Here is a 14963-nt window from a genome sequence, read left to right as displayed (position 1 = left end):
TTCGCGAGACGAACTATCGGGCGTCACGCTCCTCGAGGGCGTTGGTCAGCAGGGTGGCGAGCGCTTCGAGCTGGATGTCGGCCGACAACGACACCTCGTCGTCGGAACCGTCGAGCGCTACGGCGGCAAGACCCGCCTTGCTGTCGATGAGGTCCACGATCCTGGTGTCGATGGTCTGCGCGGCGATGATCCGCCACGCGGTGACCGGCTGGTCCTGACCGATGCGGTGGACGCGATCGATGGCCTGCGTCTGCTCGGCATCCGTCCACGAGAGCTCGGCGAGCACGACGTTGGAGGCCACCTGCAGGTTGAGGCCGACGCCCGCGGCCATCAGCGAGCAGACCGCGATGGAGACGTCGGGATCGTTCACGAACGCGTCGATGTTCTTCTGCCGGGCCTTCGAGGTTTGATCGCCCCGGATCGAGGAGTAGCGGATACCGCGCTCCTCGAACAACCGCTCGGCGACGTCCATCACCTCGATGTGCTTGGCGAAGAAGACGACCTTGCCGACGTTGTGCGCGAGCTGCGCGGCATAGTCGGCGGCCAAGCCGGCCTTCGCCTTGCCGATCCGGCGCACCAGGTTGAACACGTTGTCGCCGGACTTCGACTTGTTCGCCTCGGTCCGCTCCCAACCCGCGACCAAACGCACCAGCTCGTGGTCGATGCCGTCCACGACGCTGCCGGCCATACGCGTCTCGAGCGCGGTCTCGTAGCGCGCCACGAGGCGGTCCGCGAGCTCCCGCTCGGCCGCCCGGATCGAGCGGCCGGCGGCGTCGTCGAGTTCGACGGGCATATCGGCGACCCGGCGGGCGGGGATATCGGCAGCCACGTCGACCTTGCGGCGGCGTACGACTCCCATGTCGATCACCCGACCGCGAGCGGCCGCGTAGAAGCCGGGATCGGCCGGGGTCAGACCGGTGTCCTCGAGCGACTCCATCAGTGCGGCGCCCGGCTTGGTGTCGTCGATCCAGCCGAGGAACTGCCAGATCGCCTTGAAGTCCTCGATGTCGTTGATCAGCGGGGTGCCGGTCAGTGCCATCAGCAACGGACGCGCGGTGCGGGCCCGGATCCGCTCGGACAGTTGCAGAACATGCTGCGAGCGCTGGGACTTCTTGTTCTTGATGAAGTGCGCCTCGTCGACGACCATGCCGCGGAAACCGAGGTCGCCGAGCCAGCCGACATGCCGGTCGAGCACCTCGTAGTTGACCACGACGATGTCCGCGAACCCATCGATCGCATCACCGTCGCCGTGGATCACCGTGGCGGTCTTCCGCGGTGTCCAGCGACCGGCCTCGCGGGCCCAGCTGGTCTTGACGACATTCGGTACGACGACGAGCAGCGGGTACGCGTCGGCGGCCTGCGCGGCGAGCAACGCCTGCGCCGTCTTGCCGAGGCCCGGCTCATCGGCCAGCAGGAAGGTCCGATGCCCGCCCGCGGCCGACGCGACCAGCTGCGCCTGGTGCCGCATCAACTCCAGGCCGTCCGGCACCCGTACGAAGGATGGCTCGGGAAGGGCCTTGCACGCCGAAGGTCCGGCGTACTCGAAGGACTTGAGCAGCGGGTTGATCAGCTCCCACCCGGCCAAGCGCCGCGCGAGAGGCTCGCGGGGTGGCGCGGCCGAGAAGTCGGGCGCGAGGAAGGGATTGGCGAGCTGGCGCGAAACGACTGCCTGCGGCACGACCCGGCGCTCGGGCTTGACGTCGGTCGGGCTCGGCTCGGCGATGGCCGGCTCCTCGGGCGGCGCCTCGAGACCGGCGGCGGCCAGCATGTTGCGCTTGAGCGCGACGGCCGCGTCGGACATGACGGCGTCCTCGGCCAGCAGCGCGAGCAGCGAGGTGTCGCGGGCGGCGGTCTTCGCGAGAATCGTCGCGATTCCGTCGAGGCGTCTCAGCTGCTCGGAGCGGTAGGTCTCGGTGGCGGCCTCGTCGGTCTTCACGCGGGCTCGCTCCTGGCGGACCAGCAGGCCGACGACCTGGAACTTGGTGCGCACCGAAGGCTGGATGCGGCCGCGCTCTACGGCTGTCTCCACCTCCCGTACGGCGCGGGCAAGGACCGGGATGACGCCGTCGGTGTCGAGATCGCGGACGCGACGGCGGCGGCGAGGTGCCGCGCCATCCTCGCGCTTGGCCGATTGGCGCTTGGCGGGTTCGCGTTTGGCAGGCTCGCGCTTGGCGGGCTCGCGTTTGCTGCCGGATCCGCGGGTGGTCGCGGATCGGCGCTCAGTGCCGGACTGGCGTTCGGTGCCGGACTGGCGCTGACGTTGTCGGGCCAAAGACCCCTCCTCTGTACTGCCACGGGTGGGTTTCCCGTGGCGCGATGGCGACATCGCACGTTCCCCCGGCCGACGCCGATCCTCAGTCGTCACTCGGCGACGCGACTCGATCCCACCCGCTTCTGCGGCGATCGACGCTGTCGAGGTCCGAAGGGACCGCCCAGCGTGGGGAACCGACCATGAGTCGATGACCGTGGCACCTGCCACGAGGCACCGCCCGTCGCTGAATGTGCGGCGTTGCCAGGGGTTACTACCGTCAATACTAGTGCCAACCGGGCCCGAGCCATACCTCGACTCGTCGGACGCGTTTTCAATCGCGCCAGGCGCCGGTCCAGTCGTACAGCGGCGCAGTCGTCGCGTACTCCCTCAAATAGCCGATTCGCCCGCCCTCGAGCCGGGCCACCGTGGAGCCGTCGAACGCTCCAGGGCTGCCCTTCCAAGTGCACTCGAAGTGCCATTCCACGACAAGTAAGTCGCCGGCCACGCCCTCAGACGTGATCTCCCACCCGTCGACCGAACCACCGGCGCCGAACCAAGCGCGCATCCACTGCTCGACCCGCTCCTTGCCGCGATAGACGGGCCCGTACGACTCGATCACGACGCAGTCGTCCGCCAGAGTGGCGAGGACCGCCGGTATGTCGTGGCGACGCCACCCGTCGAAATACGCCCGCAACTGGTTCACCGCTCGAGCGTACTGTCCGAGCCGTCCCGCCTAACGTGCAAGCGGCTGCTGCTCGTCAATCGGTCGTGAGCAGTTTGCCGAGAAGACGCCGGAGCTCCGCGTGCCCTTTGGCGCCGAGGACTTGGTCGATCCGTTCCTCGATGCCCTGGATCGTCGCGATCCCGGCGGCGATGCACTCGTGCCCTCGCGGGGTGAGCACGATGAGCTTCGCGCGGCGGTCGGTCGGATCCGGGCGACGTTCGACGTACCCCAGCTCCTCCAGCTCGTCGACCAGTTCCCCCATCGCCTGGGGCGTCATGTTCGCGCCGCGAGCCAGCTCGGAGAGGCGGTTGCCCTCGCGGCTGATCTGGCCGAACACCGCCGAGTGCGACGGCTTCTGCGGGAACCCCGCCCCCACCACTCCGTCGACGATCTGGAACCCGAGCAGGCTGTACGCGCGACCGAGCATCGCGATCGTGTTGCCCGCCTGCTCCGGAAGGTCTTGCTCCACTCTCACTCCTCAGGTATACCTGATTATCAGGAATACCTTAGTACATCTCGAACGGGGGAGACGTTGTGCGTACCCAGATCCCTTCCACCTCGGCGCGTACCGAGGAGATGGCCGTGATCCACCGGACCTTCCGGCGCGGCTTCCCGATGATGGCCGAGCTGGTTCGGCAGACGCCGCCGGGCGACACCACGCGCGCCGAGCCGATCGCCGTACATCTCGACTTCCTGCTCAACGGCCTGCACAACCACCACACCGGCGAGGACGCGAACATCTGGCCGCGCCTGCTCGAACGCGCCGCACCGCAGGCCGACCTCATCACCCGGATGGAGGCGCAGCACGAGGTCGTCGCCGAGCGCTCGTCGCAAGTGCGTGCGCTGCTGGGGACTTGGCGACGTACGGCGTTTGATGGCGAGGCGTTGGCGGTCGCGCTGGACGATTTCACCGCGGCCCTTGTCGAGCATCTCGATGACGAGGAGAGGTACGTCGTACCGCTGATCCGGGCTTACGTCACTGCCGAAGAGTGGAAGCGGTTTGGCCAGGAGACGTTCGAGAAGTTCACGAATCCCGAGAAGCTCGTTGCCACTGGCACCTTGGAGGACGTCGCGTCGCCTGAGGAGGTCGAGTGGTTCACGGGTGAGCTCCCGCTGCCGATCAAGGTGATGTGGCGAGTCGTGGGGCGGCGCAAGTACGCCCGCTACATGCGCGGCGTTCGGGGCGATTAGCCATGATCCGAACCGCCGCGGTGTTGTGCTGGTTCAACGCCATCGGGTTCGGCGTCTTCACGATCCCGGCCATCGCGCGAGTCCAGGCAGGCAAGGACCTCCCGATCGTGTTCGGCTTCCCGGCGTACGGCCAAGGCCCCTTCGAGAACCACGGCATCAAGTCAACCGTGCCCCTACTCGCCGGCTTCCTAGCCGTCTGCCTCGTCGAAGCCGCCGCCGGCTGGCTGCTCTGGGGAAACCACCGCACCGGCGCCATCCTTGCCCTAGCCATCCTCCCCGCCGGCGCCATCTACTGGTGGGGCTTCGCCCTCCCCATCCCACCCCTGGTCGCTGTTGCCCGCACAGCCCTCCTCCTAGCCGCCTGGCCCAAGCTCGACTAAGCCGCCTGCCCACGCCGGATCACACGCCAATTGCCGCTCTCGGAGATGGCGGCCGGCATGGGGTCTGAGGTAGCGGCGCTGTGGACGTCGCCAAGCTTGTCGCGCTATGGGTTTAGCGGAACTGGTCGATCAGGTTGGCCGCCATGGCTTGTGCGCGCATCGCGGCTTCGGTGTCGCCTTCTGCGGCGGAGACGATGGAGCCTTTCATGAGGATGTGCCAAGAGCGGGCGAATTCCTCGGGCTCCCGCAGACCGGCTTCGCGGGCCATCCCCGCGATCACGGTGCGGATGTTCCGCAGGTGGCGGATGCTGGCCTCGCCCAGTACGTGGTCGGCGCCCATCTCCAGCAGCACGTTCACGAATGTGCAGGTGTCGAATCCGTCGCTGCGGAACCACTCGTCGAAGACATCGAAGACGGCTAGTAGCTGGTCCTCGGGGGTGGCGCCTCGTCGCCGCGCCTCGGCCTCGACCAGGCCGAGCGTCCAGAGCTGCTCGCGCTGCTCGAGCACCGCCAGGACGAGATCGGTCTTGGACGGGAAGTGCCGGTACAGCGTCGCCTTGGCGATACCTGCTCTGGCGATCACCTCTTCGACGCCGACGTCACGGACACCTCGCCGCGCAATCAGTTGGTAGGCGGTGTCGAGGATGCGTTGCCGGGGTGCCTGCTTGCGTTCCACAGCCCCGTTGACCGTCATGCCACGCAACCCTACGCCCTCGACATCGGCCTGGATACCATGTAGAAAGAGTTGTCTTTCTACCTGCCTTCAGGTGGTTGGCAGTCGGAGCCTCCCGGCTCTCGTCTGGCCCGGGCGCACCAAGCCGACAACGGTGTGCCGAGCAGGGCATCGAGCGCAATGGAACCCCCACGGTTCCGACTCGGAGGAAGCGAATGCCCGTACCCGCAGCCGACCGGGGCCCTCAGCCCCCAGACCCGACGCAGCTGAACAGCAATGCACAATCGGGTTCGCGGCCGGCGCCGATCCTCGACGAAGACCGGCTGGAGAATTTGGTCGTCGAGCTGCACGAGGCACCCGACCTGCAGCACACAATGGATCGGTTCCTAGCCTTCGCAGTCGACTTTCTGGCCTGTGACCACGCGACCATCGCGCTGCGCCATCGCGCCAGGATCACGGCAGGAGCTGCCACCGACGACGCCTCGCACGCTGCCCTGCTCGCTCAGCTGGCTTGCGGCGAAGGACCGTGCCTGACGGCGATCTCGAGCGGCTTGAGCGTTCTGGTCCCCGACACCGCCCGTGAAACCCGCTGGCCGCTGTGGACCAGCAACGTCACAGCCCACGGTCGCTCGATCTTCGCCATTCCACTCACGGCTTCCGGCTCCACCTTCGGCGCTTTGACCCTCATCGGTGAACACCCGCACAGCTTTGACGCCGAGGACGCCAAGGCACCGCGCGTGGCGACCTACGGCGCAGTCGCGATCGCGGCGGCCAAGGAGCACGATTCCCTCGTCGAGGCCGTGTACGCCGGCCAGTGCATAGGGCAAGCCGTCGGCATCCTGAGGGAACGCTTCAGCATCGACGAAGGCCGCGCCTTCGACATCCTGAAACGCTACTCCCAAGACTCCAACACCAAGCTGCGAGACGTTGCCCGGCACCTCCTCGACACCGGCCGGCTCCCCACCTGGGGTCCCAACCTCCATCACTAACTGCTCGCTGGAGGACCCTGAGACCGCGATTCCCTCCTCCAGGCTGGCCACCAACAGGCCTGGCAGCCATCTCCTCAGCTCACCTCGCACCATCCTCGCCCTCGCCATCCTCCCCGCCGGCGCCATGGTCCGCGACGCCGCAGTAGAGCGTCGCGGACCTTCAAGAACGGACTGGCTACTTCACGCCGAGGGCTCGAAGTCGAAGGTCTCGGCGTTGATCTTGAGCGCGTCGACGGCACCGGGGAAGGCATAGTCGCGGCCCTTGCCGATCAGTGGTGGCGGCAAGTACGCGAACGGGGGGATCCGGCCTTGCTGGCGCCGATCGAACCTTGGTGGTCCTCATGATCCTCTTCCGTGACGGTTGGTTGTGATGCGTGACTCTCCGCCTCCCCAGCATCAGCAATGCGACCGCCGGACACTGGTACAAGGTCCTGAATCCCCAGGCATTGGTCCTTACACGCGCGGGAGGGCCGTTCGTGAACGCCCGGGCCCGGCCTGGTCGCCTTCGAACTGTCGTGACGTTGACAGTTCCTGCGTGGCGCGCGCGACAGACCTCACGGATGTCCTGCCGAATGCTTGACGCACAAGAGGTCCACCCCGAAACCCAGGAGGAACAACAAATGCGCAGGATTAGGCAGGCAGTGGCAGTGGTGCTCATGCTCGGCACGTCGATGGTGGGCGTGGCCGTCATGGCTTCACCCGCGGACGCGGCCCTGAAGCCGTGTTACCCGAACTGCCCGTGGTGACAACTCGATGAGACCAGGCGATTGCGGTCACAGCGATCGATGGCATCCACGGACACCGAAGCATCACCGGCCGCTCCGCGGCGATGCTCAGTCGGCGACTGTGCCGTACCACTTTCCGTAGGAGTAGAACTTGAAGTAGTACTCGGTGCCGTCCTTGACGTTGGTCGCGATCTCGTACCAGCCGCTATCTCGGACGTTTGTCCAGTGATCCTGGCAGCCTGCCGTCCTGAAGCACACCTTGATGGCACGTACCGTTTGGGGTGCGTGCCAGGGGCTCGCCGACAGGTTGATGTCCTGGCACCTGCTGGTCGTCTTGAGGTAGCCGCTGCTGGGGAAACGGGTGGTACCACTCGGCAAGTTGACGCTCTGGTAGTTGCCGCCGTCGATGCAGCCCGCTGCCTGAGCCTCGCCCGGGTGGGTGACGCTGACGGCAGTGAACGCCGTGGTGGCCAGGACCAGCACGCCGAGGATTGCCTTGAGCCTGGTGCTCAGAGTGAGCATACGAAATCGCTCCTTGTGATGAGTTGTCGAGGCAACGACGCTAACCACGGGTGCTTTCCGTCCGCTTTCTGTCCGCTTGCCACCACCCCGGGCCCAGCAACAGACCGCATCAGCAACCAGTCCCGGCACCGCCGATCAGTCAGACGGCACCACCACCGCCGCCACGGCTGGTACGGGCGGGGTGCGGGCAGCGAGGTGACAAGGGCCGCTCGTAACGTCGCGCACGTTCAGCGGGCGGCTCCGGATCCTGGAGCTGCTCGTACTCGGAGCTGTTTCTTGAGAGGTGCAAAGTGAAAAGGCTGACCCACGCTGCCTTGGCGGCACTGTCTTTCTTCATGGTGCTGTCCGCCGGGCTTGTCGCCAAGACGGAGCAGAGCGAAGCGGTGACCTATCTGGTTCAGGGTACGAACTACCGGTTCACGGACAACATCGGCGCGCTCAAAACCTTTACCGGGAACGGCGGTGTGATCAAGGTGGCCTACTACGCTTCGTGCACCTATGGCGTGGTTGCGGGCGGCTACTGGGAGGCGAGACTGCTGAAGGAGACCTCCACTGGCGGGTGGAGAGTTGTGGACCAGACAGCCGACGTTGCCTGCACGACGTCCAAGAAGGTCGGAACGCTGTCCTTCGGAACTGTTGCCCGCGGCACCTACCGGCTCCAATTCAAGAAGGTCAGCAGGAGTGGCATGGTGACAATCCACTCCTTCGGAGCGTATCGCGCGTGACGCGAGAGGTGAGCTCGTAGAACGCGACGTTGGTGGCCTTGCGTACGCAGGACGTCTACTTGGGGCGCAAGGCGAAGAATCCGGGCGCCGCCAACGCGCTTGAAGGTGCCTTCGGCGCCCGGCGAAAGGAGCCCGCGGAGGCGGGTGGCTGGAGCAAACCATGTGGTAAACCATGGGCCCAAACAAGCTAAACCCCAGGTCAGCGTACTGACCTGGGGTTTTGTAGGGCCCGTGGGACTCGAACCCACAACCCGCGGATTAAAAGTTGCACGCGTCGCCAAGGCTGGTCCGTTTTGACCGGCTCACTGTGTATCCGCGCCTGCCTTACCTGTCTGTAGTGTCCCAAATTGATTGGCGTTCGTGGACATGGTCATGGACAGCGCATGGCACCCAGACGGGCGGTAAAGCCGCCTCTTAGCTCGACTCACGCCAAGCGTCGGCAATGGGTTGTGCGGCCTCAACCTCACAGTCTGGCCGCACCCGTTTCCTGTCTTGCACCGGGGCACTCTGACCACTGACCAGCTCAGCCGACCGTCACTGACTCCTAGGTCAGCTGGTCAACGTCGGAGACACGCAAGTCGGGCCGTATGGCTGGGGGCGAGCGATATCTGCACTGTGCGCTATTCCTCTCGGCCCGCCGAGAGGAATAGCGAGTGGCAGGCGCACGGCTGGTAGCCCGGCGCCAGCCCTTCACGTCATCGAGTTGTCACCACGGGCAGTTCGGGTAACACGGCTTCAGGGCCGCGTCCGCGGGTGAAGCCATGACGGCCACGCCCGCCATCGAAGTGCCGAGCATGAGCACCATTGCCACTGACTGCTTAATCCTGCGCATCTGTTGTTCCTCCTGGGTTTCGGGGTGAACGTCTTCTGCGTCAAGCATTCGGCAGGACGTGCGCGAGGTCTGTAGCGCGCGCGACGCAGGGACTGTCAACGTCGCGACAGTTTCGAAGGCGCCCGGGCCGGCCCGGGCGTTCAAGAACCGTCCACTGTTACCAGGAAGTGTCGGGATGTCTTGTGGCTGCAACTCTGCTCGTATGCGGATGAATCGCAGTCGGTACGGCGACTGGCGGCCGAGCAAAGGTCCACTCTGCGTCTGGTGCGACCACAAGGCCCGCTGCCCAGCCTGGGGCGGCACTCCCCACCCCTGCCCAACCGCTCGGTCCAAGAAGTGGCCGAGCAATCCGCCAGCATCGAACTTGTCAGCGTCGACGGCTGACCCACCGCCGCCTCCGAGCTGCTGATGGCGGTGCTTCGCAGGAAGGTGCGAAGTGGTCTGCAGGTAGCTGCACTTTCCTGGCCGAAGCCGGTCTGCCTCTGTCACTGTCGGACGACCAGATTCATCACCTCCAGCGATTCCGGTCGCAGAGACGTGAGGCACCAGTGCGTCGTCTACCCATCACCCTGCCTGTCATGGCGGCCACAGCAGCGATGCTGGTCGCGGTCGCCTTGACCAACTCTTCGGCCGCGCTGGCCGTTCCAACACCGGAGGCTGCCGGCAAGCTCCCGACCAACATCACTCCGGTCGACCAGATTCCCGCCGAGGACGCCGGGGCGCAGATCGCCGCCATCGCCGCCGCCTACCCGGAGGCGTTTGCCGGCACCCACTGGGATGCGGCCACGAAGACCCTGTACGTCAATGTCGCGGCTCCCCGCGCCAAGCGGGCCGACCTCCGGACCGTGTTCCAGCAAGCCGTCACGGGCAAACTCCGATCCGCCAAGTCGCCGGTCAAGACCGTGTTCCGTCCGGTCCCCCTCTCGCTGGACGGGCAACAGGCGCTACTCGACACCTTCATGGCCGGCCGTGCGAAATGGGGCGGACAGTCGGCGGTCCGCAATGTTGTCGGCGCGACCGTGGACGCAAAGACCGGAACTCTCTTCGCCCAGGTCAGCGGCGACCTGGCCGCCTTGCGCACCGCGGCACAGCGCCGGTTCGGCAAGACCGTGAGCTTGCGGCCCGGAACGGCCATCAAACTCGACGACCGCTATTACTCCTCTTCACCATGGACCGCCGGCAACGCCCTGTGGGGTTCGCAAGACGCGAGCCGGTCCACGGCCCAGTGCACCCAGGGCTACAACTGGAGACGATGGGCCGATAACCTCCGCTACGCCAGTACTGCGGGCCACTGCTGGGCGCCCGGGACCAGTCTCTACAACGGCCTCCCGGATCAGCGCATCGGCTACGTCGGCACCAGGTACCTCAACACCGGCGAGTACGTCGACTTCGAGTACATCCGGATCACCTACGGAAGTGTCGACAACTCGGTGTGGGTCGGCGGTACCCGGGATGCCTCACATCGCCGGGTGCTGTGGGCCGACAACGACGGTACGCAGACTGGCGTCACGGTGTGTTCGAGTGGAGCCAACTTCGGGCTGAACTGCGGCGTGATCCTCAATCGCACCACGACATTCAACTACGGCGCTGAGTACGGCTATGCCTCGCTCAGCAAGCTCACCTGTGTCTCGAAGGTCACCGGTTACGGACCAGGACCGGGCGATTCCGGCGGTCCCGTGCTCACGACGGCGACCGGCGGCGCCGTCAAGGCTTGGGGCCAGTACATCGGCCGTAAGGATTGCGACGGAGACGGCGACGAAGACTGGGTTTTCGCCGGTATCAAGAACATCGCAGCGCGGGTCGGCGCGTCCTTGATCGTCTCCTGACCGCAGTGCCCACACCACCAGAACGACGAAGCAAAAACCACCACTAAGCGTCCGCAATTGGGTGCGGCCGGACCAGTAAGGCCTGGCCGCACCCCGTTCCATGCCTGCACCGGGGCACTCTGGCCACGACCAGCTCAGCCAGCGCGTCACTGACGCCTTAGGTCAGCTGGTCAACGTCGGAGGCACGCAGGTCGGCTCGTATGGCTGGGGGACGGCGTTATCTGATTCGTGCCGAATACTCCGCGAGGCGGCATGTCGGTAGGCCTGGAACTCCCGAAGCTCGCCCAATGTGCAGCCGCTGTTGTGTCGCTGCCGACGCGAAGGACCCGGCGCACGCCGCGCCGTGGCGACCGGCCGGCAGGCCCGCGTGTCTGCGTCGGCAACCGAGTCGAGTGACTTAGGGGTGCTGGTAAGAACACCCCGAGGTGGCAGACCCATCGTCGTTGGTCAGGAGCACCTTCAGTTTCACTAACACGACGTCACAGCCAACCAACGTGAAAGCGCCGGGCTAGGTGATATCGCGTCGATGGAAGACCAGTGCTGCGAGGGCTACAACCAGGGCGAACGTGAGGCCGAGATAAAGTGAGCTGTCAGTGAACGTCAGCAGCCTATCGACGTTGCTGCACTGGTAGTTGCCATCGGCCACCGGGCTGCACTCAAGGGCAGGGTAGGTCGTTCCGTGGTGGATCCAACTGCGGATATTTGGCCCGACCAGCCATAGCTGCTGCTGTTGGAGCACCCCGGAGAACGTGCCTTCGATCAGCGCCAAGTAGGCGATTACAATGCCCAGGGCGGCGGCTGTGTGGCGCACCATTAGCCCCACGGCCGTACCAACGATCGCGCTGGCGCAAGTCAGCAGGACGATTCGTCCTGCCGTGCCGGACAGGTCGCTCCATGCGTCGGCAGTGACGCCGGTAGTCGACCCATGGCGATCGACGATCAGCCAGATCCCACCCGTCAGCAAGCTGACAACGAGGACCGCTAGTGGCGCCACGACGAGCGCGGCGGCTGCAAGCTTGCTGATGTAGACGCGGAGCCTGCGGGGTTCGAAGGTCAGCCAGGTGGCGATCGAGCCGGTGCTGAACTCGGCGCCGATGAAGCTGGCTCCGATCAGGAAAGCGAGAAGGCCGAGCATGTAACCGGAGCCGAGAAGGATCTCAGGAGCAAGTTCGGTGAATCTAGTCTCGGGTTTGCCCCAATGCTCCAATCTCGGCTCCAGATCGTTGCAGTGGAAGTCGGCGTTAGGGTCGGTTGCTCTATGTTGGGCTTGAGCTGCGAGGCAGTCGGTAGTGAGCTGCTTCCGGTTGCTCTCCCAGTCTTGGTGCGCTCGTTCGAAGTCCGCGCGCATTGTGGCCTGTGCGTCGGCTGGAAGCGGTTTGGCTTCCTGATAGACGGACAGCAGTATCCCGGCGGTGATTGCCAGCGCACCGAGCGCACCGACCAGGCTGAGCCGGCGAGAGAGCAGCCTGCGGATCTCGGCGCGGGTGAGCCTGATCATCGCGGCTCCTTCGTCCCGGTGAGACTTTCGCCCGCTGTGAGCTCCAGGAATACCGACTCGAGAGCCGCTCGCACCGGAACTATCTCGGCAACGTACAGCCCGTGCTCGGCCAGCCGTCTCGTCACGTCGGCACTGTCAGTCACCCCATCGACCAGCAGTTGCTCACCCTCGACCCGCACTACCAGCCCACCGTCGGTGAGCACCCGGACCGCGGCCTCGCGGTCCGCGATGCGGAGGCGAACCGAGGCTGCCGCGTTGCTGCCGATCACGTCAGCGACGGTTCCCGATGCGAGCAGCCGGCCGTGCCCGATGATCGACACGGTGTCGGCGACCTGCTCGACCTCGGCCAGGATGTGGCTGCTGACCAGCACCGTCTTACCGCGGTCGCCCAGGCCCCGCATCGTCTCGCGGATCTCGCGGATGCCAGCCGGGTCGAGGCCGTTCGTCGGCTCGTCGAAGATCAGCAGGTCCGGCTGCTTGAGCAGGGCAGCCGCGATCGCGAGCCGTTGCTTCATGCCGAGCGAGTACGACTTGAATCGGTCTCGGCCACGGTCACCGAGTGATGTCTCCTCCAAAACCTCGTCGACCACACAACGTGGCGTGCCGATCGCCTCGGCCAGCAACTCGAGGTTCTTCCGGCCGCTGAACGCCGGGAAGAACTTCGGCGACTCCACGATCGCACCGACCCGGCCGACCACTTCTGGTAGCCGCTCGGGCACCGGCTGGCCGAAGATCGTCATCGTGCCCGCGTCGGCCCGGACCAGCCCGAGCAGCATCCGGATCGACGTGGTCTTGCCCGAACCGTTAGGACCGAGGAACCCGTGGACGCCGCCGGCCGGCACGTCCATGTCGAGGCCCTGCACCGCGATGGTCCTCCGGCCCCGTCGGCTGCGGTAGGTCTTGCGCAATCCCCGCGCGCTGACCGCTAGCGCTGCCGAAAATGTCACCAGGACCTTCCCGCGGCCAGGTCCTGGTGTTCATTACTTGGAGTGTTCAACCGTCTTCAGAGCCCGTCGTTTCGTGCCGCCGCGAAGACCTCCGCAGCGCACCTTTCCAGGTACTCCTGTAGCTGCGGGTGCTTTTCCACAATCTGGATACCTGGCCGGTCGCCTTCGTCGTAGACGGCATTAACGCCATGGCGCCGAAGACACGCAACAACTGCTCTATTCTGGTCTGCATAGAACAACTCAAGCTTGCCTTGAATCTCGGCATTCACCAGTGCGCCGCATGGTCCACGCAGTGTCGCCTCCTCCATCCTGTTCACATCACCGCCGAGGCGCAGACTGCCGGACTCGTCTTCGAACAGTCGGATATCGTACTTCTCGAGGCATTTCGCGAGCGCCTGTTCGTGCTGGTTCACGCTGGGTCCCTTCGGCTCGCTCTGTCCGGCGGCCGCGGCTAGCGGCATGATGCTCAAACTAGCGCAGGCCAGGAGCAACGCTGCCTTGCGACGCATGGTCTATGGGTTCGGCTTGTAGGACCCGATTGTGGTCGTGCCTGACGGGCAACTGCCGATATCCAGTCTGAATGATGAGACACGGTCGTCAAAGTTGTAGTCGTCCAGGTTCTTCACGCCGTACATTTTGGGCACGCAGACGACACCTTCAGTCGTACTTCCGTTCTCCCGGTTGTAGAGCCACAGCCGATAGTTTGTCTGCCGGTTCCACACCGACGAGGTCTCGTCATTGTTCCAATAGCCAGTGTTGTAGAGACCGGGATCGTTCTCCTGCCTCCACGGCCCTCCGCTCCAGTCACGGTTTCCCCACAGGCACGCGTATCCGGAGTTGCATTGGGAAGCGGACGCGGGGCCAAATGTTGATTTCAGCCCAGGGCTTTGTTGGGTTGCTGGCGCTCTCGGTGGACCGTCTGCCGTATCTGCCGCGGCAGCAGGCAGGGTGGGCGCAACCAGCGATATGACGGCTGCAGAGAAGATTCCGAGCGTTCGCTTCATGGCTACCTCACTCGCAATGGGCGGAAGAGAATGCCATGAAGCGCACCATATTTGCAGTCTCGTCGTCAATGTTTCACTGAAGTCTATTCTTGCTTTGTAAACGCCTTGCTTGGCCCAGGCTTATGCTTTTGGGTACAACAAAGAGCCGCCCGGGCGGGTGGCATTTTCGCGCCTTTGCGCACTGCTATCCGCGCGACTCGGTCAAGCGAGTCGAGCGTTACACTGAGCTCATCGTTGTTGACCCACCGTGCGTTACGGCCGTGAGGAAAATCGTCCCCGTCGCACCGCTTGGTGCCGCCGTCCGTGGCGGGCGTTGGGACAGAACGGCGACCACACGGAAGTACGCCGTGCGGCCGCCAACACATGAGTTCACGGCTCAGGCCAGCTTCTCGACGTCGCCGGGGCGCAGGTCGGCGCCGATCATCACCCGCACCTTCGGTAGCCGGTCGACTAGCGCACCAGCCAATGGCGCGAGCGCGAGCACAGGGATGATCTCTGCGAACACGACGCCTGACACGCCGAGACCAGATCCGGTCAGCGAGTAAACGAGCAGCGCGAGCGCGACGGTGTTGAACGCGTCGCCCCACTGCGACACGGTCCGCGCCGTCCATAGTTGACGATAGGACCGCTGACGTAGCAGCGCACGGATTGATGTTCGCTCATCCGCCCTGGCATC

Annotated in this window: 17 protein-coding genes; 6 read left to right on the top strand and 11 right to left on the bottom strand. The window is 65.3% G+C overall.

Annotated elements, in window-relative coordinates; all coding sequences use genetic code 11:
- Positions 1-13: 13 nt before the first annotated feature.
- The 3 genes from OG394_RS21790 to OG394_RS21780 form a co-directional block, all read right to left on the bottom strand.
- Complete coding sequence (locus OG394_RS21790; protein WP_328988860.1) at positions 14-2272, bottom strand: DEAD/DEAH box helicase; 2259 nt, start codon at positions 2270-2272, stop codon at positions 14-16.
- 310 nt (positions 2273-2582) lie between these two features.
- A complete protein-coding gene (locus tag OG394_RS21785; protein WP_328988858.1) occupies positions 2583-2954 on the bottom strand; it encodes a nuclear transport factor 2 family protein in 372 nt (123 codons plus the stop codon).
- Between the two features lie 55 nt (positions 2955-3009).
- Positions 3010-3444 carry a MarR family winged helix-turn-helix transcriptional regulator gene (locus OG394_RS21780; protein WP_328988857.1) on the bottom strand — a complete coding sequence of 145 codons (435 nt, stop codon included), beginning with the start codon at positions 3442-3444 and terminating at the stop codon, positions 3010-3012.
- 65 nt (positions 3445-3509) lie between these two features.
- Between OG394_RS21780 and OG394_RS21775 the strand changes: the two genes are divergently transcribed.
- Positions 3510-4166, top strand: coding sequence for a hemerythrin domain-containing protein (locus OG394_RS21775; protein ID WP_328988856.1), 657 nt, complete (start codon positions 3510-3512; stop codon positions 4164-4166).
- Positions 4167-4168: 2 nt separating this feature from the next.
- Positions 4169-4546 carry a hypothetical protein gene (locus OG394_RS21770; protein WP_328988855.1) on the top strand — a complete coding sequence of 126 codons (378 nt, stop codon included), beginning with the start codon at positions 4169-4171 and terminating at the stop codon, positions 4544-4546.
- A gap of 112 nt (positions 4547-4658) precedes the next feature.
- Here OG394_RS21770 and OG394_RS21765 read toward each other — a convergent pair whose 3' ends face one another.
- A complete protein-coding gene (locus OG394_RS21765; RefSeq protein ID WP_328988854.1) occupies positions 4659-5240 on the bottom strand; it encodes a TetR/AcrR family transcriptional regulator in 582 nt (193 codons plus the stop codon).
- 194 nt (positions 5241-5434) lie between these two features.
- On the opposite strand from OG394_RS21765, the gene OG394_RS21760 reads away from it, so the two are divergent.
- Together OG394_RS21760 and OG394_RS21755 are read left to right on the top strand one after the other, a co-directional pair.
- The gene (locus tag OG394_RS21760) at positions 5435-6208 is read left to right on the top strand and encodes a GAF and ANTAR domain-containing protein (protein ID WP_328988853.1); all 774 of its coding nucleotides are present in this window, start codon (positions 5435-5437) and stop codon (positions 6206-6208) included.
- Between the two features lie 620 nt (positions 6209-6828).
- Positions 6829-6954 carry a hypothetical protein gene (locus tag OG394_RS21755; protein WP_328988852.1) on the top strand — a complete coding sequence of 42 codons (126 nt, stop codon included), beginning with the start codon at positions 6829-6831 and terminating at the stop codon, positions 6952-6954.
- A gap of 87 nt (positions 6955-7041) precedes the next feature.
- On the opposite strand, the gene OG394_RS21750 is transcribed toward OG394_RS21755, so the two are convergent.
- Positions 7042-7455 (bottom strand): hypothetical protein, encoded by a 414-nt coding sequence (locus OG394_RS21750; protein WP_328988851.1) that lies wholly within the window; start codon positions 7453-7455, stop codon positions 7042-7044.
- Positions 7456-7745: 290 nt separating this feature from the next.
- On the opposite strand from OG394_RS21750, the gene OG394_RS21745 reads away from it, so the two are divergent.
- The gene (locus tag OG394_RS21745; protein ID WP_328988850.1) at positions 7746-8180 is read left to right on the top strand and encodes a hypothetical protein; all 435 of its coding nucleotides are present in this window, start codon (positions 7746-7748) and stop codon (positions 8178-8180) included.
- 706 nt (positions 8181-8886) lie between these two features.
- On the opposite strand, the gene OG394_RS21740 is transcribed toward OG394_RS21745, so the two are convergent.
- Positions 8887-9012 carry a hypothetical protein gene (locus OG394_RS21740; protein ID WP_328988849.1) on the bottom strand — a complete coding sequence of 42 codons (126 nt, stop codon included), beginning with the start codon at positions 9010-9012 and terminating at the stop codon, positions 8887-8889.
- A 578-nt stretch (positions 9013-9590) separates the two neighbouring features.
- On the opposite strand from OG394_RS21740, the gene OG394_RS21735 reads away from it, so the two are divergent.
- Entirely contained in the window at positions 9591-10838 is a 1248-nt protein-coding gene (locus tag OG394_RS21735) for a hypothetical protein (RefSeq protein WP_328988848.1), read from the top strand.
- 508 nt (positions 10839-11346) lie between these two features.
- Here the strand turns inward: OG394_RS21735 and OG394_RS21730 are convergent.
- From OG394_RS21730 to OG394_RS21710, 5 genes are all read right to left on the bottom strand, one after another.
- Positions 11347-12336 carry an ABC transporter permease subunit gene (locus OG394_RS21730; protein ID WP_328988847.1) on the bottom strand — a complete coding sequence of 330 codons (990 nt, stop codon included), beginning with the start codon at positions 12334-12336 and terminating at the stop codon, positions 11347-11349.
- Positions 12333-13283 carry an ABC transporter ATP-binding protein gene (locus tag OG394_RS21725; protein WP_328988846.1) on the bottom strand — a complete coding sequence of 317 codons (951 nt, stop codon included), beginning with the start codon at positions 13281-13283 and terminating at the stop codon, positions 12333-12335. Before OG394_RS21725 ends, OG394_RS21730 begins: the two co-directional genes overlap by 4 nt.
- Positions 13284-13339: 56 nt before the next feature.
- Entirely contained in the window at positions 13340-13744 is a 405-nt protein-coding gene (locus OG394_RS21720; protein ID WP_328988845.1) for a hypothetical protein, read from the bottom strand.
- A 51-nt stretch (positions 13745-13795) separates the two neighbouring features.
- Positions 13796-14287, bottom strand: coding sequence for a peptidase inhibitor family I36 protein (locus OG394_RS21715; protein WP_328988844.1), 492 nt, complete (start codon positions 14285-14287; stop codon positions 13796-13798).
- 376 nt (positions 14288-14663) lie between these two features.
- Entirely contained in the window at positions 14664-14927 is a 264-nt protein-coding gene (locus OG394_RS21710) for an MFS transporter (RefSeq protein ID WP_328996856.1), read from the bottom strand.
- Positions 14928-14963 lie beyond the last annotated feature (36 nt).

Source organism: Kribbella sp. NBC_01245 (genome assembly GCF_036226525.1).
Lineage (GTDB): Bacteria > Actinomycetota > Actinomycetes > Propionibacteriales > Kribbellaceae > Kribbella.
Note: the sequence above shows the minus strand (reverse complement) of the source record. Positions and strands in the feature narration are given on the sequence as shown.

Bases quoted from the DNA above. Each gene is read 5' to 3' on its own strand.
- OG394_RS21760 (WP_328988853.1), top strand. From the start codon at position 5,435: ATGCCCGTACCCGCAGCCGACCGGGGCCCTCAGCCCCCAGACCCGACG.
- OG394_RS21715 (WP_328988844.1), bottom strand. From the start codon at position 14,287: ATGAAGCGAACGCTCGGAATCTTCTCTGCAGCCGTCATATCGCTGGTT.
- OG394_RS21720 (WP_328988845.1), bottom strand. From the start codon at position 13,744: ATGCCGCTAGCCGCGGCCGCCGGACAGAGCGAGCCGAAGGGACCCAGC.
- OG394_RS21755 (WP_328988852.1), top strand. From the start codon at position 6,829: ATGCGCAGGATTAGGCAGGCAGTGGCAGTGGTGCTCATGCTCGGCACG.
- OG394_RS21730 (WP_328988847.1), bottom strand. From the start codon at position 12,336: ATGATCAGGCTCACCCGCGCCGAGATCCGCAGGCTGCTCTCTCGCCGG.
- OG394_RS21735 (WP_328988848.1), top strand. From the start codon at position 9,591: ATGGCGGCCACAGCAGCGATGCTGGTCGCGGTCGCCTTGACCAACTCT.
- OG394_RS21765 (WP_328988854.1), bottom strand. From the start codon at position 5,240: ATGACGGTCAACGGGGCTGTGGAACGCAAGCAGGCACCCCGGCAACGC.
- OG394_RS21770 (WP_328988855.1), top strand. From the start codon at position 4,169: ATGATCCGAACCGCCGCGGTGTTGTGCTGGTTCAACGCCATCGGGTTC.
- OG394_RS21740 (WP_328988849.1), bottom strand. From the start codon at position 9,012: ATGCGCAGGATTAAGCAGTCAGTGGCAATGGTGCTCATGCTCGGCACT.
- OG394_RS21750 (WP_328988851.1), bottom strand. From the start codon at position 7,455: ATGCTCACTCTGAGCACCAGGCTCAAGGCAATCCTCGGCGTGCTGGTC.